This window comes from Pseudomonas sp. PDM24, from assembly GCF_019218905.1.
Classification (GTDB): domain Bacteria; phylum Pseudomonadota; class Gammaproteobacteria; order Pseudomonadales; family Pseudomonadaceae; genus Aquipseudomonas.
On record NZ_JAHUWR010000001.1, the window covers coordinates 114,077 to 136,515 of the forward strand.

A 22,439-nucleotide genomic window follows, 5' to 3' on the forward strand; every position below is an offset into this window, starting at 1 on the left:
AGGCATAAGGTCTGAACCATGAGTTTGCTCAATATCGGGATGTCGGGTCTGGCCGCTGGCCAATCCGCGCTGATGACTACCGGCAATAACATTGCCAACGCCGACACCGCCGGGTACTCACGCCAGCAAACCGTGCAGGGCACCAAGGCTTCGAATCAGTTCGGCAATGTCTACATCGGCACCGGTACGACCCTGGCCGATGTGCGTCGGGTGTACAACAGCTACCTGGATGCGCAACTGCAGACCACCACTTCGCTTAACAGCGACTCGGCTGCCTACGCCGGGCAGATCAGCCCGCTCGATAAGTTGCTCTCGGACAGCGGCACCGGCCTCAATGGCGCCTTGACCAAGTTCTTCGCCTCGGTACAGAACGTCAACGCCAAGCCGGGCGACGATGCTTCCCGCCAACTGCTGCTCAGCGATGCGCAGGCCCTGAGCAACCGGTTCAACTCGATCTCCAGCCAGTTGACGCAGCAGAACGCCAACGTCAACGGCAACCTGGCGGACATGGCCGATCAGGTCAATAAACTGGCCGCCACCGTGGCCCAGCTGAACCAGAAGATTTCCGAAGTTTCCAAAGCCGGCGGCCAGCCCAACGACTTGCTCGATGCGCGCAACGAGACCGTACGCCAACTGTCCACTTTCACCGGTGCGCAGGTGATGGAGCGTGACGGTAACCTCGACATTTACCTGGGCAGCGGTCAGCCGCTGGTCATGGGCAGCACCGCCAGCAAACTGGAAGTGGTGCCGAGCAAAGACGACCCTTCGCGCTCGGCCATTCAGCTCAATCGTGGTTCGAGCACCATCGACATCACTTCGGTGATGACCGGTGGAGAAATGGGCGGCTTGCTGCGCTATCGCAGCACCGTGCTGGACCCGGCCATGAACGAGCTGGGGCGTGTGGCGCTGGTCGTCGCCGATCAGATGAATACCATCCAGGCCCAGGGCATCGACAAGAACGGTGACTTCGGTTCGAACCTGTTCAACAGCATCAACAGTGCCGCGCAAATGGCTCAGCGCAGCGTCGCCACGGTCGGCAACAGCGCCGGCTCAGGCAACTTCGAGGTGAGCATCGAGGACAGCGGCAAGCTGACCATCAACGATTACAAGGTCACCTTCACCAGCGCCACGAACTACACCGTGCAGCGCCTGCCTGAAGGCACCGCCATGGGCGCATTCAGCACGCTGACCACGCCGCCGCCAGTGATCGATGGTTTCTCGATGAAGCTCACCGGTGGCACCGCAGCCGCCGGCGACACCTTCAAGATCACCCCGACCCGCAACGCGGCGACCACCATCAAGACCGAGATGACCGACTCCAAGCGTCTGGCCATCGCGGCACCCTTGGGCGCCGCCATCGCGCCGGGTGGCAGCGGCACATTGACGATTCCGGCCAGTGGTCAACCGACCCTGACCACGAAGTTCGATATCTACGACACGGCGACCACCACCACGATCCAGAACGGCCTGAAGACGTCGACTCCGGTCAAGATTGTGTTCGGCACGGCCGGTGGTACGACCCAGACTTATCAAATGCTCGATGCCCAAGGTAACCCGCTCAGCAGCGGCACCATTGTGCCGGGCCAGAACAATACGCTGAGCCTGACCATTCCTCTGGTCGACGCCAGCGGCGCCGCGATCAATGACCCGGGGCCGCCAGTTGTGCAGCGCACTGTGTCGTTTGACATGACCGTGGCCGGTTCGCCAGGTCAAGGCTCTGCGATCAACGTCTCGCTCAGCCAACCGGGTACGCTGGACAACCGTAACGGCACCACACTGGCTGGCTTGCAGACCAAGCAGACCGTGGATACCGGTTCGGCGAGCAAAGGCATTTCCCTGACCGACGCCTACGGCAAACTGGTTGAGGGCGTAGGCGCCAAAGCCGCCCAAGGCAAGCTCGACAGCGCTGCCACCGAAGCGATTCTGGCCAACGCCAAGGGCGCTCGCGACTCGTTGTCCGGGGTCGACCTCGATGAGGAAACCGGCAACCTGGTCAAGTACCAGCAGTACTACACCGCGTCTTCGCAGATCATCAAGGCTGCGCAGGAAATCTTCAGCACACTGATCAACAGTCTTTAAGGAGTCGTAGCCCATGCGCATTTCTACCGCCCAGTTTTACGAGTCCTCTGCCGCCAACTATCAGAAGAACTTCGCCAACGTGGTCAAGAGCAGCGAAGAGGCCAGCAGCCTGGTTCGTGTGAATACCGCGGCGGATGATCCGGTCGGCGCTTCGCGTTTGCTGCAACTGGGTCAGCAGGCTTCGATGCTTGATCAGTACGAAGCCAATACCACCACCATCAAGGCAACCCTGGGCACCACGGAAGCAGTGATGACCAGCATCAATAACGTGCTGCAACGCGCCAAGGAATTGGCCGTAGGCGCAGGCAACGCCGGTTATACCGATGCCGACCGCCAGGCCAACGCATCGGAGCTGGGGCAGATCGAAGAGCAGCTGCTCAGCCTGATGAACAGCAAAGACGAGAACGGTAAATACATCTTCGCCGGTTCCAAGGGCGATACCGTGCCGTTCACACGTAACAACGATGGCACCTACAGCTACAACGGTGACCAGGTAACGCTTGACCTGGCGATCGGCGACACCATGTCGATGGCCACCAACAGCACCGGTTGGGATGCATTCCAGCAAGCGATCAACACCAGCCGTAGCGAGGTCACCCGGACCGCGCCGGTCGTGGACGACGGCCGCGTGACCCTGTCCAACGGCCAAGTGTCGTCGAACGTCACCTACAACGCCAAATTCCGCAGCGGCGAGCCGTATACCGTGGATTTCGTCAGCGGCACCCAGCTGAAAATCACTGACTCGGGCGGCAATGACGTGACTGCCGAAGCCAGTCAGGGTGGCGCGTTCGATCCTGCCAGCAAGACCGGCCAGGCCGTCACTTTCCGTGGCGTCGAGCTGACCCTGAACATCAACCTGAGCGCCGGCGACACGGCGGCGACCGTGCTGCCTGGCCACACGTTTACCCTGGCGGCCAAGCCGGACACCTTCAGCGCAACCGGCAGCCCGGGCAACCCTTCGGCGGCGCAGGTCACCACCAGCAGCATCACCAACCCGGCGGATTACCACGCCAGTTTCCCTACCGGTTCTGCGATCCTCAAGTTCACCAGCGCCACCGCCTTCGACCTGTATGCGGCGCCTTTGACGGCCAGCAGCAAGCCTGTGTCTAGCGGAACCATGGCCGGTAGCGTCGCCACTGCATCGGGTGTGAGTTTCACGTTGAGTGGTACGCCGGCTGCCAACGATCAGTTCAGCATCGCGGTCAACACTCACGAAACCCAGAACATCCTGGACACCGTGAGCCAGTTGAAAACCGCGCTGAATACGCCAACCAACGGTGATCCGATCGCTACTCAGAAGCTGCAAGCGTCATTGGCTTCCGGTATTGCCAACCTGGCCAGCGGTACCGATCAGCTGTCCAGTGCCTTGAGCTCGGTCGGTGGTCGCGGTGCTGCCCTGGATACCCAGAGCGATACCAACCAGAGCTTGAAACTGGCCAATGCCCAGACCCAATCATCGATCCGCGATTCCGATCCGGCTGAAGTGATGACCCGTCTGACCCTGCAACAAACCATGTTGCAAGCCTCGCAACTGGCCTTCAGCAAGATTGCTCAGTTGGGCCTGTTCAACAAGGTCTGAGCCTGCGCCTGCCGAGCAGCCAACCGTCTTTTTTTAAGCGGTTCCGGGGCCTCTGCCTGAAAGGGTAGAGGCCCGCCGCTCGAGAGTTTCCGCCGTGAATCAACGCCCCCTCGTCAGCATCGTCATCCCAGCCTTCAATCCGCGCTTCTTCAGTCAGGCATTGGAAAGTGCGCTCGCCCAGACCTACGAGCACGTCGAGATCGTCATCTGCGACGATTCGTCCAGCGACGAAATCCGCGACATTGTCGAGACCTTCGTCGAGCCGGCTCACCCGATTCGTTACTTGCGCAATCCGCAGCGTCTGGGTTTGCAGAAGAACGTATTGCGTTGCGTCGAGCAAGCCCGGGGCGAGTTCATCAAAGTGCTGTGTGACGACGACCGTCTGTTTTCACCGAGCATTGCCTTGCAGGCGCAGGTGTTGATCGACCACGCGGACGTGAATGTGGTGTTTGCCCTGCGGATGCTCAGCGACGCCGGCAATTTCATCTTGCCGCCACGGGTCGACAACTGCCGGTTCTCACCGAACGACGCCTTGCTCAAGGGCGATGACATGCTGGCGATCTTTGAAGGCACGCCAAAGAATTTCCTCGGTAACTTCAGTTCGACCCTGATGCGCCGCACCGATGTACTGGAGCTGTTGCCGGCGCTGATTCAGGAAGGTGCCGGTTTCGTCGCCATGCTCGATTTCGCCTTGTTCGTGTGCTTGATGCGTCGCGGCAATCTGGTGTCGCTGAGCACTGTGTTGAGCACTGAACGTCTGTATCCGGAGCGCCTGAGCAAAACCCCTGAAATGGTCAAGGCCGCAGCCGTGGAGTGGAACTGGCTTTCGCAGATGCTCGCGGCGCGCAGCGGTGAATCGGCACCGGCATCGGGTTGGGTGCGCTACATCGAGCTGACTAAAATCACCGACCAGCCCCACGCCTGGGAAGAGTTGTGTGTGGTGCGCATTCTGGGCAATCGCAACACGGTGGTGAATGGCCGGGTGGGCGGGGAGAGCGAAAGCTACGCCGATTTCTATCGCGAATGGCTGGCGATCCGCAGGTTCTCCGATGTCGAGCAACGGCTCATGCCGCAACGTCTCGACAGTTGGGCGTACCGTCCGCAGATCGTGCCGATCGTGATCGACAGCACAGCTGACGGTGCGGGGCTCAAGACGACGTTGCAGAGTATTAGCCAGCAACTGTACGCGCCTCAGGCAGTGCTGGTGTTGTCCGATGCCTTGTGTGCGACTGACGATCGCGTGGTGCAGTTGCCGTTCCAGGCGGATTGGGCGCAACAGCTCAACGCCGTGGTACCGCAACTGGAAGGCGCTCACTGGTTTTATCTGCTGCACGCTGGCGACACCTTGCGCGAGTCGGCTCTGCTGATCCTGGCCGAACGCATTGCCGGTTCGGCGGGCATTCTCTGTGCTTACAGTGACGAAGGCGCGCTGGTCGATGGCGAGTCGATCGATCCGGTGTTCAAACCCGATTTCAACCTCGACTTGATGCGCGCCTATCCCTACGTCGGTCGAACCCTGGCCTTCGAGCGGCAGCGCTTCATGGCGCTGGGCGGTTTCGATCCGGCTCACGGTGAGCTGGCACCGCATGATTTGTTATGGCGTCTGGTGGAAGAGGCCGGGCCGCAAACCATCGAGCACATCGCCGAAATCCAGGTAGAGTCGACTCAATCTTTCGCCGCCTGGCTGTCATTGCCCGAAGTGATCGAGAGCAACGCCGGCATGGTCAGTGCGCACCTGGATCGTATTGGCGTGGCGCACGCGATCCGGCAGGAAGCGTTGCCGCTGATCAACCGCATCGACTACCTCCATGGGGTGCGACCGCTGGTGTCGATCATCATCCAGACCGGCGATTCGCTGTACGCGTTGCAGCGATGCATCGAAGGCCTGATCGAGCGCACGGCCTATAGCCGATACGAAATCCTGATCGTCGACAGCGGCACGGGCGACCGGGCGATGCTCGACTGGCTGGAAGCGATGGCGCAACTGGGCGCCGCAATGCTGAGAGTCTTGCGTTACGCCGGTGACGCCAACGACGCGGCGATCCGTAACTTTGCCGCGAGCCTGGCGCATGGCGAGTACTTGCTGCTGCTCAGTGCGCAGACGGTAATCTGCGACAGCGACTGGCTGGATGAATTGCTCAATCACGCCCAGCGCCCCGAAGTGGGTGTGGTCGGTGCCCGCATCCTCAGCCCCGAGGGCTCGATCGTCAGTGCCGGGTTGATTCTTGGTCTTGCCGGACCCGTCGGTTCGCCATTTTATGGCGAAGCGGCCGGTTCTCGCGGCTACATGCAGCGTTTACACGTGACCCAGAACTGGAGTGCGGTGAGCAATCACTGCCTGATGGTGCGCAAGCAAGTGTTCGATGAACTCGAGCAGTTCGATGAGGTGACTTTCACCCAAGGCCTCAGCGACGTCGACTTGTGTTTGCGGGCGACCAAGGATGGCTACCTGGTGGTCTGGACGCCTTACGCCAGCGTGGTGTGGGTGCCGCAAGATGTGTCGCCGGCACAGCCTTCGACACTGGCGCTGCGCGAGCGTGAACAGGAGGACTTTTATCGCAAATGGCTGCCGAAGATCGCCAAGGATCCGGCCTACAGCCCGGCGCTGAGCCTTGGGATTTCCAGCTTCAGTCTGGAGCCGTCACTGCGCAATAACTGGAACCCGTTTTGTACCCGTGCCCTGCCGTTGATTCTCGGTCTGCCGGTTAACAGCACCGCCGTTGGCCATTACCGGGTAACCGCGCCGCTGGCCGAACTCGAAGCAGCCGGTCGGGTGATCGCGCGGGTGGCCTATGAGTCGCCGTCGACTGTGGAGATCGAGCGTCTGTCACCCGACACGATCATTCTGCAAGGGCGTTACAGCGAAGGTGCCGCGGGTGACATTCTGCGGATGAAAAAGTATTCCAGTGCGCTACGAATTTTCGAACTCGACGACTACATCGTCAGTGCGCCGAAGAAAAACACCCACGCCCGCAACAAACCGGTCAATACCGAGCAGCTGTTGCGCGAAGGCATTGGCCTGTGCGATCGCGTAGTGGTCACCACTCAGCCACTGGCCGATGCCTTGTCGAGTATGCACAGCGAGATCCGCGTGGTGCCGAACATGCTATCGCCGGACCCTTGGGCGACACTGACCAGTCACCGTCGCACCTCCAGCAAGCCGCGAGTCGGCTGGGGGGGCGGCACCAGCCACACCGGTGACCTGGAGATCATTGCCGAGGTTGTGCGCGAACTGGCGGACGAAGTCGAGTGGGTGTTCTTCGGCATGTGCCCTGACGCCTTGCGTCCGTATGTTCACGAGTTTCACTCCACCATCGGTTTGCAGAGCTACCCATTCAAACTGGCCAGTCTGAACCTTGACCTGGCGCTGGCACCGCTGGAATTTCATATCTTCAACGACTGCAAAAGCAACCTGCGCCTGCTGGAATACGGCGCCTGCGGGTACCCGGTGATCTGCACCGACACCGAGGCCTACCGCGGCCACTTGCCGTGTACCAAGGTCTATAGCAACAGCACGGACGAATGGCTGCAGGCGATCCGCATGCACCTGGCTGACCCGGATGCCAGCTATCGTATGGGCGATGAATTGCGTGAAGCGGTGCATCGCGATTTCATGTTGCGTGGCGACAACCTCAATCACTGGTTATGGGGCTGGTTGCCGGACTGATTCTGCTATTACCTTCCAAGGATCAAAAATCGCAGCCTTCGACAGCTTCACAGGAATGTGTTGACTGGCGAAGGCTGCGATTTTTTTGTCCTGCGCAATTGGCTCACTTCCTGCAAGTCGCCCGTATATCGCCATAAAACCTTCACCCCCGAGGGGATGACCGGCCCAATGGCTGCGGGTAAATGATGTGCATGACGGCTCGCCGACCCTTGCGGGGGGCTGCCGCGCCGCGCGAAGAGCAAGAGGACAGCGATGAAGGCAGTAATTCTGGCGGGTGGTCTCGGTACGCGCATCAGCGAAGAGTCGCACCTCAAGCCCAAGCCGATGATCGAGATCGGTGGCAAGCCAATTCTTTGGCACATCATGAAACAGTACTCTGCCCATGGGATTCATGATTTCGTGATTTGCCTTGGCTACAAGGGCTATGCGATCAAGGACTTCTTCGCCAATTACTTCCTGCACACCTCCGACGTCACCTTCGACATGCGCAATAACCGCATGGACGTACACCAGAACTACAGCGAACCGTGGAGCGTCACGCTCATCGACACCGGTGAGGAAACCATGACCGGCGGCCGCTTGTTGCGCGCCGGCCGTTACCTCAAGGACGAAGAGGCGTTCTGCTTCACCTACGGCGACGGCGTCTCCGATATCAATATCCGTCAACTGGTGGACTACCACAGCGCCCACGGTCACCTGGCGACCGTCACCGCCGTACAACCGCCGGGCCGTTACGGTGCCCTGGAGCGTCACGGCGATCAGGTGCTTGGTTTCACCGAAAAGCCCCGTGGCGACGGTGGCTGGATCAATGGCGGTTTCTTTGTGCTTTCGCCCAAAGTGCTGTCATACATCGGCGGTGACGAAACCACTTGGGAAGCCGAGCCCTTGGCGCGACTGGCCCAGGATGAACAGTTGAAGGCCTTCGAGCACGAAGGTTTCTGGCATCCGATGGACACCCTGCGCGACAAGAACCACCTCGAAGCGCTGTGGCAGAGCGGGGAGGCCCCATGGAAGCAATGGGACTGAGTCCGCAATTCTGGCGCGGCAAACGTGTTCTGCTGACCGGCCACACCGGTTTCAAAGGCAGCTGGCTGACATTGTGGCTGCAAAGCCTCGGTGCCGAGGTCAGCGGGTTTTCGCTCGATCCGTCCACCGAGCCGAGCCTGTTCGAACTGGCCCGCGTGCACGAGGGCATCAATGATCAGCGCGGTGACCTGCGTGATCTCGGTGCCTTACTGGAATTGATCGCCGAAACCCAGCCGCAAATCGTTCTGCACCTGGCGGCTCAACCGCTGGTGCGCGAAGGCTATCGCGATCCGCTCGGCACCTATTCCAGCAACGTCATGGGCACGCTCAATCTGCTTGAAGCGATCCGCCAGGTCGGTGGTGTGCGCGCCTGCGTGCTGGTGACCACCGACAAGGTTTATGCGAACAAGGAATGGCTGTGGCCATATCGCGAGGACGAAGCCCTCGGCGGTCATGACCCTTACAGCAGCAGCAAGGCTTGCTGTGAATTGTTGGCGCAGTCTTACGCCGCATCGTTTTTCCCGGCCGACAAGTACGCCGAGCATGGCTTGGCGTTGGCCACCGCGCGTGCCGGCAATGTGTTGGGCGGTGGCGACTTTGCGCCTGAGCGCCTGATTCCCGATGTGCTCAAAGCCTGGTCGGCGGATGAGCCGGTGACCCTGCGCTACCCGCAAGCCGTGCGCCCATGGCAGCACGCATTGGAACCATTGGCTGGTTACCTGCAACTGGCCGCCGGCCTCTACGAGCAGGGCCCGGCGTTTGCCGGTGCGTGGAATTTTGGCCCGAGCGAAGCGGACATGTGCAGCGTCGGTGAAGTGGTCGAGTTGCTCGCCAGCCGCTGGCCGCAAGCGCGCGGCTTGCGCATCGAACCCACTGATTTGCATGAGGCCGGTCTGCTGCGCCTGGACAGCAGCCGCGCCCGTCAGCTGCTTGGCTGGCAACCGCAATGGTCGTTGCAGCAGTGCCTGACCCAGACCCTCGATTGGCACCTGGCATGGCAGAACGGCGATGACATGCGTGAAGTCACCTTGAACCAGTTGAACCTGTACCGAGGCGCGCTGTGAGCGAGTTCCTGTTGAAAGCCTTGCCGCTGGCCGGTCTGTTCAGTGTCCAGCACAAACGCTTCGAAGATGATCGCGGGCACTTCGCTCGGCTGTTTTGCGAAGGCAGCCTGAGCGCCTTCGGCCAGACGTTTCATATCCGCCAGATCAATCATTCCTGCACTCGCGAGCGGGGCAGTGTGCGCGGCCTGCATTATCAAAATTCCAATGCGCCGGAAGCCAAGTTGATTACCTGCCTGCGTGGCGAGGTCTGGGATGTGGCGGTGGACTTGCGCCCTGACTCCGAAACTTTTCTGCACTGGCACGCCGAACACCTGCAGGCCGGCGACGGCCGCAGCCTGCTGATCCCGGCCGGGTTCGCCCATGGTTTCCAGACCCTCACCGACGACGCCGAATTGCTCTACCTGCACAGCAACGATTACGCGCCTGCGCATGAGGGTGGCTTGAGCGTGAACGATCCACGGCTGGCCATCGCCTGGCCGTTGCCTGTCAATAATCTGTCGGCCAGGGATTCCAGCCATCCCTTGCTCGATGAACACTTCGCTGGAGTGCGTCTATGAATTGCCGTGGTTGCGCTGCACCGCTGAGCCTGCCGCTGATCGATCTCGGCACCTCGCCGCCGTCCAATGCCTACGTGCATGCGGATTGCCTGGAACAAGCCGAGCAATGGGTGCCGCTGAAGGTCGCGGTGTGTCAGCAGTGCTGGCTGGTGCAGACCGAGGATTACACCCGCGCCGACAGTCTGTTTGATGCCGAATATGCGTATTTCAGTTCGTTCTCCAGCACCTGGCTGGCCCACGCCGAGCGCTATGTCGCCGAGATGGTCGAACGCTTCGGCCTGACCGCCGACAGCCGCGTGGTGGAAATCGCCGCCAATGATGGTTACCTGTTGCAGTACGTGGCGGGGCGCGGCATCCCTTGTCTGGGCGTTGAGCCAACCCGCAGCACCGCGCTGGCGGCACGGGAAAAAGGCCTGCAGATTCGCGAACTGTTTTTCGGTCGCGACACCGCTGCGCAGTTGAACAGCGAAGGCTGGGCCGCTGACCTGATGGCTGCCAACAACGTGCTCGCCCATGTGCCGGACATCAATGATTTCCTCGGTGGTTTCGCCACCTTGCTCAAGCCCACCGGTGTGGCGACGTTCGAGTTTCCACAGCTGTTGACGCTGATGGCGGGGCAGCAGTTCGACACGCTGTATCACGAGCATTATTCCTATCTGTCCCTGACCGCCGTGCAGACGCTGTGCGAGCGCAATGGGCTGGAGGTGTTCGATGTCAGCCAGTTGACGACTCATGGCGGGTCGTTGCGGGTGTTCGTGCAGCGCAAGGACGGTGAACGCCGCGCCGTCCAACCAACTGTGCAGCATCAGTTGCAGGCTGAACTGGACGCCGGGGTGAAGACGCCCGAGTACTACGCGACCCTGGCGCCAGCGGCTGAATGTATCAAGCACGAACTGCTGCGTTTCCTGCTGCAGGCCAAGGCCGACGGCAAGCGCGTGGTCGGTTATGGCGCGGCGGCCAAGGGCAACACCTTGCTCAACTACGCCGGGGTCAAACCGGACCTGCTGGCCTGGGTGGCCGACGCCAACCCGCACAAACAGGGCAAGTACCTGCCGGGCAGTCGCATTCCGATCGTTTCGCCGGCGCAGATCGATCTGGAGAAACCGGATTACGTGCTGGTGCTGCCGTGGAATTTGCTTCACGAAGTCAGTCAGCAACTGGCGCAGGTACGGCAGTGGGATGGCCGTTTCGTGATCGCTGTGCCTGAGTTGATCGTGCTGTGAAAGTGCTCGTGACCGGTGCCACAGGGTTCGTCGGCCGACACTTGGTCGAAGCCTTGCTCACCCGTGGCTGTCAAGTCCGGGCCGTGGCGCGTAACGCCGAGGCCGCTGCGAGTTTGCCGTGGATCAATGCTGTGGAGTTTATCGCGGCGGATATTCACGCCGACGAGCTGAACATTCCAGCGCTGACCGATGGCATCGACGCCCTGGCGCATCTGGCATGGCCGGGGTTGCCGAACTATCAGGCGCTGTTCCATTTCGAGCATAACTTGATGGCCGATTACCGGTTCATCAAGGGCGCGGTCGAGGCGGGTGTGCCGCAAGTGTTGGTCACCGGCACCTGTTTCGAATACGGCCTGCAGAGCGGACCGCTCAGCGAGCAGACCGAGGCGCGGCCGAGTAACCCTTACGGGTTGGCGAAAAACACGCTACGGCTGTTCCTCGAAAATCTGCAGCAGGTTCAACCGTTCACCCTGCAATGGGCGCGGCTGTTTTACCTGCACGGGGAAGGGCAGAACCCTAACAGTTTATTGGCTGCGCTGGACCGGGCAATCGAGGCCGGCGACGCCAGCTTCAACATGTCGGCCGGCGAGCAATTGCGCGATTACCTGGCGATCGAGACGGCCGCCGGTTACCTCGCCGCGATCCTGCAACAGCGCGAATTTGATGGCGTGATCAATTGTTCCAGCGGCCAACCGATATCGGTCAGAGCGCTGGTCGAACAACGTCTGCATGAGCGCGGCGTGTCAATCGATTTGAACCTGGGCCATTACCCTTACCCTACCCATGAACCGATGGCGTTCTGGGGCGTGGCGGACCGTTTGCAACAGCTACTGGGAGCAGAGCATGAGGCATGAGTTGTATCGGGTCGCCGACCTGCCGGTGTTGCAGAACCGTACCTTTGCCGATGCGCAATCAGCGAAAGCTTCGGCCTGCGCCGACATGGTGTTGGTGCAGGATGAGACGAGCGGGCTGATCTTCAATCAGGCCTTCGACGCCGACAAACTCAGCTACGACGCTGACTATCAGAACGAGCAGGCGCATTCCGGCCAGTTCCAGAAACATCTGAACGATGTCGAAGGGATCATTGCTCGCCACTTCAAGGGGCAAGAGCTGATCGAAGTCGGCTGCGGCAAGGGGTATTTTTTAGAGCTGCTCAAAGGCCTGGGTTACTCGATCACCGGCATCGATCCGGCCTACGAAGGCGACAACGCCGATGTGATCAAGGCGCCATTCACTCGCGGCCTGGGTCTGTCGGCGGACGCCATCGTGCTGCGGCATGTGCTGGAGCATATTCAGGATCCGTTGAGCTTTCTGGCGGTCATCGCCGAGGCCAATCAGGGCGGGGGGCAGATCTACATCGAAGTGCCGTGCTTCGACTGGATTCTCGAGCACCATGCCTGGTTCGACCTGTTCTACGAGCACGTCAATTATTTCCGCCTCGATGACCTGCGCCGGATGTTCGGCACGGTGCATGAGGCCGGTCACCTGTTCGGTGGCCAGTATCTGTACCTCGTCGCCGACCTGTCCACGTTGCGCCTGACCCCGGAACAACCGGTGCCGCGCCTGACGCTGCCGGAAGGTTTCACCGCCAGCCTCGACCGCGCCGTGCAGATCATTCAGGCCGCGCCTGAGCGAGGTTCGGCGATCTGGGGCGCGTCGTCCAAAGGCGTGATTTATTCGCTGTTCCTGCAACGAGCGGGTGTGGCGGTGGATCGCGTGGTGGATATCAATCCGGCCAAACAGGGCCGATATCTGCCCCTGAGCGGCGCGCGGGTGTCCTCGCCCCAAGAGGCCATGGATGCCTTGCCCGAAGGCGCCAACCTGTTTGTGATGAACTCCAACTACCTCGAAGAAATCAAGCGGATGACTGGTGGACGCTACGTCTATCACGCCGTCGACAGCGCTTCGTTCCAGTGACCAATGAGAATTTTGAAATGACCGACAACAGCATCAACAAAGCCTTCGAAGCCGAATGCCGGGAACAGATCGCCCAGCAAGGTGATGACCAGAAACTCACCGGCCTGGCCCGTGACTTCTTCAACGAATCGGCCAAGCACAAATACAGCTACCACTTCTCGTGGATGGGCCGTCCGATCATCCAGCTGCCGCAAGACATGATGGCGATGCAAGAGATCATCTGGCAGGTCAAACCGGATCTGGTCATCGAGTGCGGAATTGCCCACGGCGGTTCGATCATCTACTACGCCTCGTTGCTGGAGCTGCAAGGCCACGGCGAAGTGCTGGGCATCGACCTGGACATCCGTGCGCACAACCGCGAAGCCATCGAAAGCCACCCGATGAGCAAGCGCATTTCGATGATCGAAGGTTCGAGCATCGACCCGGCCATCGCCGCCAAAGTGCGCGCTGCCGCCGAAGGCAAGAAAGTCATCCTGGTGCTGGATTCCAACCACACCCACGATCACGTGCTCGAAGAGCTGCGTCTGTATGCGCCATTGGTTTCGGTGGACAGCTACTGCGTGGTGATGGACACCGTGGTTGAAGACATGCCGGCCGACTTCTTTCCGGATCGTCCATGGGGCCCGGGCGACAACCCGAAGACTGCGGTATGGAAGTACCTTGAAGAGAACAAGGACTTCGAAATTGACCAGCAACTGCAAAACAAGCTGCTGATCACCGTAGCGCCGGACGGCTATCTGCGTCGCGTTCGTTAATCAAAAGTGGTTTCAGGTTCTTGGCGATTGGCCGGTTGTGGGGATAGAAAGATGCAGGTTCAAAACAGTGCTCAAAACAACGTTGCACCGCTGAACGAGCGGTTTACGGTGGTGGTGATTTCCCACAACCGGAACGCGTTCCTGCGGCGTACCTTGCAGTACTACAGCAGCTATCCCTGCACGGTTCTGGTTCTGGATTCGTCCGCTGAGGGTGACGAGAACATGGCCCGGGACTTCCCGTCGGTCGACTATCGCCACTTGCCGCAATACACCTACAAGGGACTGCAGGAAAAACTCACCTACGGTGTCAATCAGGTCACCACGCCCTACATGGTGTTTGCCGCCGATGACGACTTCCTGCTGCACCGCGCACTGACCGAGTCGGTGGAGTTTCTCGAAGCCAATCCCGACTACGGCTTGTGCCATGGCTACGGGATCATGTACCTGACCCGTGCCACGGAAGTGAACTACTTCCGTCGCGACCGCAAGGTTCATGAAGATTACAACTCGGAGCAGGCCGAAGACCGTGTGGTGCGGTTCATGGATAATTTCCTGCCGCCGTTCTATGCGGTCACCCGTACCGACTTGCTGCAACAGTGGTACAGCCTTCTGCCAGCGGGCACCAGTTTCGAATGGCAGGAAATCGGCCACACTTTCTATTTGTTGGCCTGCGCGAAGGCGCGGATCCTGCCGATTCCGTTCGCCGTGCGGGAAATGAACTATGGCGCTTCGGACCACAACACCAACGTGTTGACGGTGCTGACTTTCAAAGACGCCAAAAGCGTTGCCGAACGCGAGCAGTTTGCCCAATTCCTGGCCTCGATCCCGACGCCACTCAGTGACAACAAGGATCCGGTCCGGGTCAAACAAATTGCCCTGGACAGTTTTGCCGCCATGGCTGATTGCCTGGTCGAAGGCCGCTCGCTCAAAGGCACCATGATTATTCGCTCGGCCTGGCGCGAGGCGGGGGAAGAGCCGATTCGTTCATTCGGCCCGGAGCAGTTCGTCGAAATACCGTTCTACAACAAACCGGTGTTCGATCTGCTGACCGAGTTCGAATTCCTGCTGCACGCCATGCCTGCCGGTCGCCTGCAACTTCAGGAGCTGGAAGGCATCCTGCTCAAGCAGCATGAGTTGATGCGCGTTCACCCCAACGACACCGACCGCACCGTGCGTAGCCGGTTGTGGGAGGCCTTGAGCCTGAACGTGTTCAACCGCACGGTGGTCAAGCGCCTGGCGGAGTCATTGAAAGACAGTGACGAGCCGGAAGAAGGCCTCAAGCTGCAAGCCTGGGCTGAGCGACTGAACGCTTTACCGGGTCAGCAAGACCGCCGACTGTTCGAGAACATGCCGTCCGGCCGCTTGCTGAGCTGGCTCGAAGCGCGCAACCCGGATGCCGCGCAGCTCAAGGCAATCGCTGCACAGTTGGCCAAGCATAATGGCGGTCCTCAGTTCGGCATTCTGTTGCTGGATCTGGATGCCGACATGGTCAAGTTGCAGGCGACCTTCGACAGCTTGGTCGGTGGTCACTGCAAAGCGTTCAACGTGGTGGTGTTCACTACCGGTGATTTACCGGCGACGACATCCGTGCGCGACACCGTGCACTTTGTCAAAGTCACCGCGACCAATTATGTGGAGCGCATCAACCAGATCGTCGCTCAGTCCACCGCCGATTGGCTGTTGCTGGCCGAGGCCGGTGATCAGTTCACTGCCAGCGGTTTGCTGCGCGCCAGCCTGGAGCTGGCCGGTGCCGAGGGTGTCCGTGCAGTGGCGATGGACGAGCTTCAGCGTCAGGCCAACGGTGCTCTGGCGGATGTGTTCCGCCCCGGGGTCAATCTCGACCTGCTGCAAAGCGTGCCGTCGCTGATGGCGCGCCACTGGTTGATCCAGCGTGATGTGTTGGCTCAGGCACGCGGTTTCTCGGCCGAGTACAGTCAGGCGCTGGAATTCGATCTGTTGCTGCGTCTGATCGAGGATGGCGGGCTGGCGGGCCTGGCGCATCTGGCCGAGCCGCTGCTGATTTGCAATGCCCCGGTAGAGGAAGTCAGCGTTCAGGAGCGTCAGGTGCTGACCCGTTCTCTGACTGCGCGTGGGTATCGCGCTCAGGTCAGCTCGACGCTGCCGCTGACTTACCAGATCGACTATCAACACGCTGAGCGGCCGCTGGTATCGATTATCCTCCAGAGCCAGGACAACCTTGAGTCGCTGCAACGAGCGCTGGTCAGCGTGCTGCAGCGCACCCGTTATCAACGTCACGAAGTGCTGATTGCCGACAATCACAGCCAATCCGAAGAACTGGCGACCTGGCTGAGCAGCCTTGAAGGCAAGGGCGATCGACTTCGCGTAGTGCGCAGCGATCAGCGCCTGAGTGCCTCGGCGCTGAACAACTTTGCCTGTGCCGAGGCCAAGGGGAACTACCTGGTGCTGCTGTCGGCGGAATCCGAAGTGGTCAATGTCAATTGGCTCGACGCCATGCTCAACCAGGCCCAGCGTCCGGAAGTCGGCATCGTTGGCGCCAAACTGATGGACATTCGTGGTGTCACCACCCAGGCCGGTCTGGTCCTGGGTTTGAATGGCGAGATCGGCTCGGTCTTTGTCGATGAACGTAAGGACGCCAAGGGCTACATGAACGGCCATCAGGTCGAGCAGAACTATTCGGCAATATCCGGTGCCTGTCTGATGGTTCGCAAAGACGTGTTCGAAGCGGTGGGCGGTCTGGACGAGGAACATTTCGACGAAGCTTTTGGCGATATCGACCTGTGCCTGAAAGTCGCCGATGCCGGTTACCTGACAGTCTGGACGCCACAAGCACAATTACTGCACCCGGGCCTGCTGCCCGATGCGCCTCAAGCACGCGCCGCTCTGCGCGACAAGTGGCAGGCCCGATTCGAACACGACTCGGCCTACAACCAGAACCTGGCCTTGACCGGCAAGGGCTTTACTCTCGGCGAACCGACCAGCGTGAACTGGGCGCAGTTGCTCGCATAAGCCTGGCTGACAGGTAAAAGGACTCAAGGCATGTTCAACGGTAAATCGATTTTCATCTCTGGCGGCACCGGCTCGTTCGGGCGCAACTTCATTCGCCGCTTGCTGGAGCAATACCAGCCCAAGCGGGTGGTGGTGTTCTCCCGCGATGAGCTCAAGCAGTACGAGATGCAGCAGACGTTCAACGCGCCGTGCATGCGTTACTTTATCGGCGATGTGCGCGATGCCGAGCGTTTGCGTCAGGCCATGCGCGGTATCGATTACGTGGTGCATGCCGCGGCCCTGAAGCAAGTGCCGGCGGCGGAATACAACCCCACTGAATGCATTCGTACCAACGTCAACGGTGCGGAAAACATCATCGCCGCTGCCATCGACAACGGCGTGAAAAAGGTCGTCGCGCTGTCTACCGACAAGGCCGCCAGCCCGATCAACCTGTACGGCGCGACCAAGCTGCTGTCGGACAAACTGTTCGTGGCCGCCAACAACATCGCCGGCGAACAGCAGACTCGTTTTGCCGTGGTGCGCTACGGCAACGTGGCTGGCTCGCGGGGTTCGGTGGTGCCGTTCTTCAGCAAACTGATTGCCGAGGGCGCCAAATCACTGCCGATCACCGACGAGCGCATGACGCGTTTCTGGATCACCCTCGATCACGGTGTGAAGTTTGTGCTCGACAGCTTCGCCCGCATGCACGGCGGTGAAGTGTTTGTGCCGAAGATCCCGTCGATTCGCATCGTCGATCTGGCGCAGGGCATGGCTGGACATTTGCCGCACAAAAACGTCGGCATCCGTCCGGGGGAAAAGCTCCATGAACTGATGGTGCCGCTGGACGACGCGCGCATGACCCTGGAGTTCGATGATCACTACACCATTCAGCCGTCGATTCGCTTCACCAGCGTCGACGTGGATTTTGCCGTCGACAAACTGGGCGAGCAGGGCCGGCCGGTGAGCGAAGATTTCGAGTACCGCTCCGACACCAACCCGCACTTCCTGTCGGTCGGCCAGATCGCTGATCTGCACGCGGAGTTGTCGGCATGATTCCCTACGGTCGGCAAAGCCTGGATCAGGAAGATATTGACGCGGTGGTTGCCGTGTTGCAGTCCGACTGGCTGACGCAGGGGCCGACCATCGAGCGTTTCGAACAGGCCATGGCCGAGCGTTGCCAGGCCGATTTCGCTGTGGCGGTGTGCAATGCCACGGCGGCGTTGCACATTGCCTGTCTCGCCGCCGGCCTCGGGCCGGACGATCGGTTATGGACTACGCCGAACACCTTTTTGGCCTCGGCCAATTGCGGTCGCTACTGCGGCGCCGAGGTTGATTTTGTCGACATCGACCCGCTGACCTGGAACCTCGACGCCTATGCCTTGGCGGCGAAGCTTGAGATCGCCGAGCGCGACGGCACGCTGCCGAAAGTGCTGGTGGCGGTGGCGTTCTCCGGGCAGAGCTGCGATATGCGCATGATCGCTGAATTGGCCGAGCGCTATGGTTTCACCGTGATCGAGGATGCTTCCCACGCGGTTGGGGCGTCTTATGCCGGGCGTCCGGTAGGGTGCGGCGATTTCGCGGCGATGACGGTGTTCAGTTTCCACCCGGTGAAGATCATCACCAGCGCCGAAGGCGGCATGGTGCTGACCAACCGCCCGGAACTGGCCGAGCGCTTGCAGCGCCTGCGCAGCCACGGCATGACCCGCGACCCTGCGCAGATGACCGAACCCAGCCACGGCCCCTGGTACTACCAGCAAGTGGAACTGGGCTTTAATTACCGCATCACCGACCTGCAAGCGGCCCTTGGTCTGTCACAGCTGAACAAGCTCGATGGTTTCATCGAACGTCGGCGTGAACTGGCGGCGCGTTATGAGCGGTTGCTGGCGTACTTGCCGCTGACCTTGCCCAGCGCGCAGCCCGAGGCCGAATCGGCGTGGCATCTGTACGTGGTGCGCTTGCAGACGGAGCGGATCAACCTCAGTCATCGACAGGTGTTCGAAGGTTTGCGAGCAGCCGGGGTGGGGGTGAATCTGCACTATATTCCGCTGCACTTGCAGCCGTACTATCGCGACCTGGGTTTTGCCGAGGGTGATTTCCCCCAGGCCGAACGTTATTACGCCGAGGCCATCAGCCTGCCGCTGTTTCCTCTGCTGAGCGATGAACAACAGGACTATGTGGTCGAGCAATTGCGACGACTGATCTTTGAGGAGTAGAGACTCTTGAGTTGTGTTGCGATCATCCCGGCCCGTGGTGGCAGCAAGCGAATTCCGCGCAAGAACCTCAAGCCGTTCGATGGCGTGCCGATGATCGTCCGTTCGATTCGCACGGCGCTGGAGTCGAACCTGTTCGACCAGGTGATCGTCAGCACCGACGATGAAGAAATCGCCGAGGTCGCACGGGCCAATGGGGCTCAAGTGCCGTTCATGCGGCCCGCAACGTTGGCCGATGATTTCACCGGGACTGCAGCGGTGATCGTACATGCCTTGCAGCAATTGCCGCCGTTCGACTATGCGTGCTGCGTCTACGCGACGGCGCCCCTGTTGCAGGCGCGTTATCTGCGTCAGGGGTATGAGTTGCTGGTGCAGCATCCGGACAAGTCTTTCGCGTTTTCAGTCGCCGGTTTTGGCTTCCCGGTACAACGGGCCTTGACCCTCGACGAGCAGGGCGCCTTGACCTCGCTCTACCCGGAGTTTCGCGAGACCCGTTCCCAGGACTTGCCCGAAGCTTTTCAGGATGCCGGCCAGTTCTATTGGGGGCGTAGCGAGGCCTGGTTGCGTGGCGATGTGCTGTTCTCGCCGGCGAGCCTGCCGGTGATTCTGCCGCGGCATCTGGTGCAGGACATCGACACCCTCGAAGACTGGAAACGCGCCGAATACCTCTACATCGCCTTGAAGGCGGGAGGTGAGCTGCAATGAGAGTACTGATCCGCGCCGATGCGTCGCCGACCATTGGCAGTGGCCACGTTGCCCGCTGCCTGACCCTGGCCAGGGTATTGCGCAAGCAGGGCACGCACGTTGCTTTCGCCTGTCGTCTGTTGCCCGGGCATCGACTGGACAGTCTGCGGGCCGAGGGTTTCGAGACCTTCGCGCTGCCGGAGCGCTATCGCGATGAAGACCCACAGCAGGCCATCGAGTCGATGCTGCCCTGGCAGGCAGACATTGCAGCGCTGGGGCAAGTATTGGAAAGTCATCCGGCTTTCGACTGGATCATCGCCGACCACTACGGTCTCGATCACCATTGGCAGACTGCCGCCCGCCGCTGGGCTCCACGAATTGCGGCGGTAGACGATTTGGCCACTCGGCAATACAGCGTCGATCTGCTGCTCAATCAAAATCTGTCGGGCACGCCAGAGGCTTATGCCTCACTGCTGACGCCCGATTGCCAGACTTTACTCGGCCCACGGTTTGCCTTGCTGCGCGATGAGTTCTGTTGCCCGGCGATCGAGATCAAACCTCGAGCCAGGCGCGTGCTGGTGAACTTCGGCGGCTTCGACGCGGCCATGCAGACCCATCACGCGATGCTGGCATTGGCGGACTTCCATGAGCTGGAAGTCGATTTCGTGGCAGGTGCCGACAACCCGGCCTGGGAGCAGATGCAGAGTCTGGTGGACTATCGTCCGAACTGGCGCCTGCACCATTTTGTCAGCGATTTCTACCAGCTGATGACCGAGGCCGACCTGTTCATCGGTGCCGGTGGCGGTACCAGCTGGGAGCGGGCGGCCATGGGACTGCCGACGATCTGCATTGCGGTTTCGAATAATCAGCAGGCCAACGGCGAGGTGATGGCGACCTCGGGTGCTCATGTGTTTCTGGGCAATCGCGACCGGGTCAGCGTCGAGCAGTTGCATCAGACCATCGGTTTTGTCGTGGGCAATCAGGGGATTCGTCAGAGTCTGGCCGAACGCTCGCGGCAGTTGGTCGATGGCCGTGGGGCGCAGCGGGTGGCGGCAGCGCTGGCGGGGGCGGTGTTGCAGGTTCGTCAGGCCACTCAGGATGATGCGCAATTGTTGTTCGATGGGCGCAATGCCGAAGCGGTTCGGCGCTGGTCGCTGGACACGCACGTCATTGACTGGCAACGGCATCAGGCCTGGCTAGCCGCGAGCCTGAGCAATCCGCGGCGGTTGCTGTTGATCGCCGAAGCGGATGATGGCCCGGTCGGTGTGCTGCGTTATGACCTCGACGATGCTCGCGCCGAAGTCTCGATTTATCTGTTCGAAGGCCGATTTGGCCTGGGCTGGGGCAGGGCGCTGCTGGCGCGGGGCGAAGCCTTCGTCACCGCTCATTGGCCGCGACTGGAAGCCATCACCGCTCAGGTGCTGCCGGCCAATTCAGCGTCGCTGAAAGTTTTCCGCGAGGCAGGTTTCACTCAGAGTGCTTGTGCGTTCACACGCGTCTTAAAGGATCACCCATGACCAGTTTCAAGATCGGCAACCGCTTGATTGGTGCCGATGCGCCGCCGTTCATCATTGCCGAGATGAGCGGCAACCATAACCAGTCGCTGGACGTGGCGCTGCACATCGTCGAAGCCGCGGCCAAGGCCGGTGCGCACGCCTTGAAGCTGCAAACCTATACCGCCGAGACCATGACCCTGGATCTGTCTGAAGGCGAGTTCTTCATCAAGGACCCCAACAGCCTGTGGGCCGGTTCTTCGCTGTACGCGCTGTACGAGAAGGCCCACACGCCGTGGGAATGGCACGCGCCGATTTTCGCCCGTGCCAAAGAGCTGGGCATGCTGGCGTTCTCCACACCGTTCGATGACACCGCAGTGGACTTCCTCGAAAGCCTGGACGTGCCGGCCTACAAGATCGCCAGTTTCGAGAACACCGATTTGCCGTTGATCCGGCGGGTCGCTGCCACCGGCAAGCCGCTGATCATCTCCACTGGCATGGCCAGCATCGCCGAACTCGACGAAACCGTGCGCGCCGCCCGTGAGGCCGGTTGCAAGGACCTGGTGTTGCTCAAGTGCACCAGCACGTACCCGGCGACGCCCGCCAACAGCAATGTGCGCACCATCCCTCATCTGCGGGAGCTGTTTGGCTGTGAAGTCGGTTTGTCCGATCATTCGATGGGCGTTGGAGTGTCCGTCGCCGCGGTAGCGCTGGGGGCGACGGTGGTGGAAAAACACTTCACCCTCGACCGTGCCGCCGGTGGCGTGGACGCCAGTTTCTCGCTGGAACCGGCTGAACTCGCCAGCCTGGTGATCGAAACCGAACGCGCCTGGCAGGCCATGGGCCAGGTGCATTACGGCGTGACCGAGGCCGAGCGCAAATCTCTGGTATACCGACGTTCGCTATACGTCACTCAGGACATGGCCGCCGGTGAGCCTTTCACCGTTGCCAACCTGCGAGCCATCCGGCCTGGCCTGGGGCTGGCCCCCAAACACGCTGAAACCCTGCTGGGCCGCCGTGCGCGCCAGCCCATCAAGCGCGGAACACCGCTGGATTGGTCGTTGGTTGAATAACCGCTTGTGCGGCTGATTCGGCAAAATAGCGTGACCTGCGAGTCATAACGCGCATCTTCACTGTATTGTATAAAAAGGGGAGATGGCGCCTGGACTGTTTTTAGCCCAGTGATGGCCTTTTATTCTTCCCGCTGTCACCCCCTTG

16 protein-coding genes are annotated in these 22,439 nt (G+C 60.6%); all 16 read left to right on the forward strand.

The features are described 5' to 3' along the window. Positions 1-18: 18 nt before the first annotated feature. On the forward strand, positions 19-2,079 hold the full coding sequence (gene flgK, locus KW837_RS00535; protein WP_218394162.1) for a flagellar hook-associated protein FlgK: 2,061 nt from the start codon (positions 19-21) through the stop codon (positions 2,077-2,079). Between the two features lie 13 nt (positions 2,080-2,092). Next, positions 2,093-3,658, forward strand: coding sequence for a flagellar hook-associated protein 3 (locus KW837_RS00540; RefSeq protein WP_123495990.1), 1,566 nt, complete (start codon positions 2,093-2,095; stop codon positions 3,656-3,658). A gap of 94 nt (positions 3,659-3,752) precedes the next feature. After that, a complete protein-coding gene (locus KW837_RS00545) occupies positions 3,753-7,325 on the forward strand; it encodes a glycosyltransferase (protein WP_218394163.1) in 3,573 nt (1,190 codons plus the stop codon). A gap of 252 nt (positions 7,326-7,577) precedes the next feature. Then, the gene (gene rfbF, locus KW837_RS00550) at positions 7,578-8,351 is read left to right on the forward strand and encodes a glucose-1-phosphate cytidylyltransferase (protein ID WP_192345693.1); all 774 of its coding nucleotides are present in this window, start codon (positions 7,578-7,580) and stop codon (positions 8,349-8,351) included. After that, a complete protein-coding gene (rfbG, locus tag KW837_RS00555) occupies positions 8,333-9,415 on the forward strand; it encodes a CDP-glucose 4,6-dehydratase (RefSeq protein WP_218394164.1) in 1,083 nt (360 codons plus the stop codon). Before rfbF ends, rfbG begins: the two co-directional genes overlap by 19 nt. Continuing rightward, entirely contained in the window at positions 9,412-9,972 is a 561-nt protein-coding gene (locus tag KW837_RS00560; protein WP_218394165.1) for a dTDP-4-dehydrorhamnose 3,5-epimerase, read from the forward strand. Before rfbG ends, KW837_RS00560 begins: the two co-directional genes overlap by 4 nt. Next, positions 9,969-11,195, forward strand: coding sequence for a class I SAM-dependent methyltransferase (locus tag KW837_RS00565; protein ID WP_218394166.1), 1,227 nt, complete (start codon positions 9,969-9,971; stop codon positions 11,193-11,195). The genes KW837_RS00560 and KW837_RS00565 overlap by 4 nt, the downstream gene beginning before the upstream one ends. Further along, complete coding sequence (locus tag KW837_RS00570) at positions 11,192-12,049, forward strand: NAD(P)-dependent oxidoreductase (protein ID WP_218394167.1); 858 nt, start codon at positions 11,192-11,194, stop codon at positions 12,047-12,049. The genes KW837_RS00565 and KW837_RS00570 overlap by 4 nt, the downstream gene beginning before the upstream one ends. Next, positions 12,039-13,112, forward strand: coding sequence for a class I SAM-dependent methyltransferase (locus KW837_RS00575; RefSeq protein ID WP_218394168.1), 1,074 nt, complete (start codon positions 12,039-12,041; stop codon positions 13,110-13,112). The genes KW837_RS00570 and KW837_RS00575 overlap by 11 nt, the downstream gene beginning before the upstream one ends. Before the next feature lie 17 nt (positions 13,113-13,129). Then, a complete protein-coding gene (locus tag KW837_RS00580) occupies positions 13,130-13,867 on the forward strand; it encodes a cephalosporin hydroxylase family protein (RefSeq protein WP_218394169.1) in 738 nt (245 codons plus the stop codon). 51 nt (positions 13,868-13,918) lie between these two features. Then, positions 13,919-16,855, forward strand: a complete 2,937-nt coding sequence (locus tag KW837_RS00585) for a TIGR00180 family glycosyltransferase (RefSeq protein ID WP_218394170.1) — start codon at positions 13,919-13,921, stop codon at positions 16,853-16,855. A gap of 30 nt (positions 16,856-16,885) precedes the next feature. Further along, positions 16,886-17,887 carry a UDP-N-acetylglucosamine 4,6-dehydratase (inverting) gene (gene pseB, locus KW837_RS00590; RefSeq protein ID WP_218394171.1) on the forward strand — a complete coding sequence of 334 codons (1,002 nt, stop codon included), beginning with the start codon at positions 16,886-16,888 and terminating at the stop codon, positions 17,885-17,887. Next, on the forward strand, positions 17,884-19,047 hold the full coding sequence (gene pseC / locus KW837_RS00595; protein ID WP_218394172.1) for a UDP-4-amino-4,6-dideoxy-N-acetyl-beta-L-altrosamine transaminase: 1,164 nt from the start codon (positions 17,884-17,886) through the stop codon (positions 19,045-19,047). Before pseB ends, pseC begins: the two co-directional genes overlap by 4 nt. Positions 19,048-19,053: 6 nt before the next feature. After that, a complete protein-coding gene (gene pseF, locus KW837_RS00600; RefSeq protein ID WP_218394173.1) occupies positions 19,054-19,749 on the forward strand; it encodes a pseudaminic acid cytidylyltransferase in 696 nt (231 codons plus the stop codon). Beyond that, positions 19,746-21,245: a UDP-2,4-diacetamido-2,4,6-trideoxy-beta-L-altropyranose hydrolase gene (pseG, locus tag KW837_RS00605; protein ID WP_218394174.1), complete on the forward strand. Its 1,500-nt coding sequence runs from the start codon at positions 19,746-19,748 to the stop codon at positions 21,243-21,245. Before pseF ends, pseG begins: the two co-directional genes overlap by 4 nt. After that, on the forward strand, positions 21,242-22,294 hold the full coding sequence (pseI, locus tag KW837_RS00610) for a pseudaminic acid synthase (protein ID WP_218394175.1): 1,053 nt from the start codon (positions 21,242-21,244) through the stop codon (positions 22,292-22,294). Before pseG ends, pseI begins: the two co-directional genes overlap by 4 nt. Positions 22,295-22,439 lie beyond the last annotated feature (145 nt).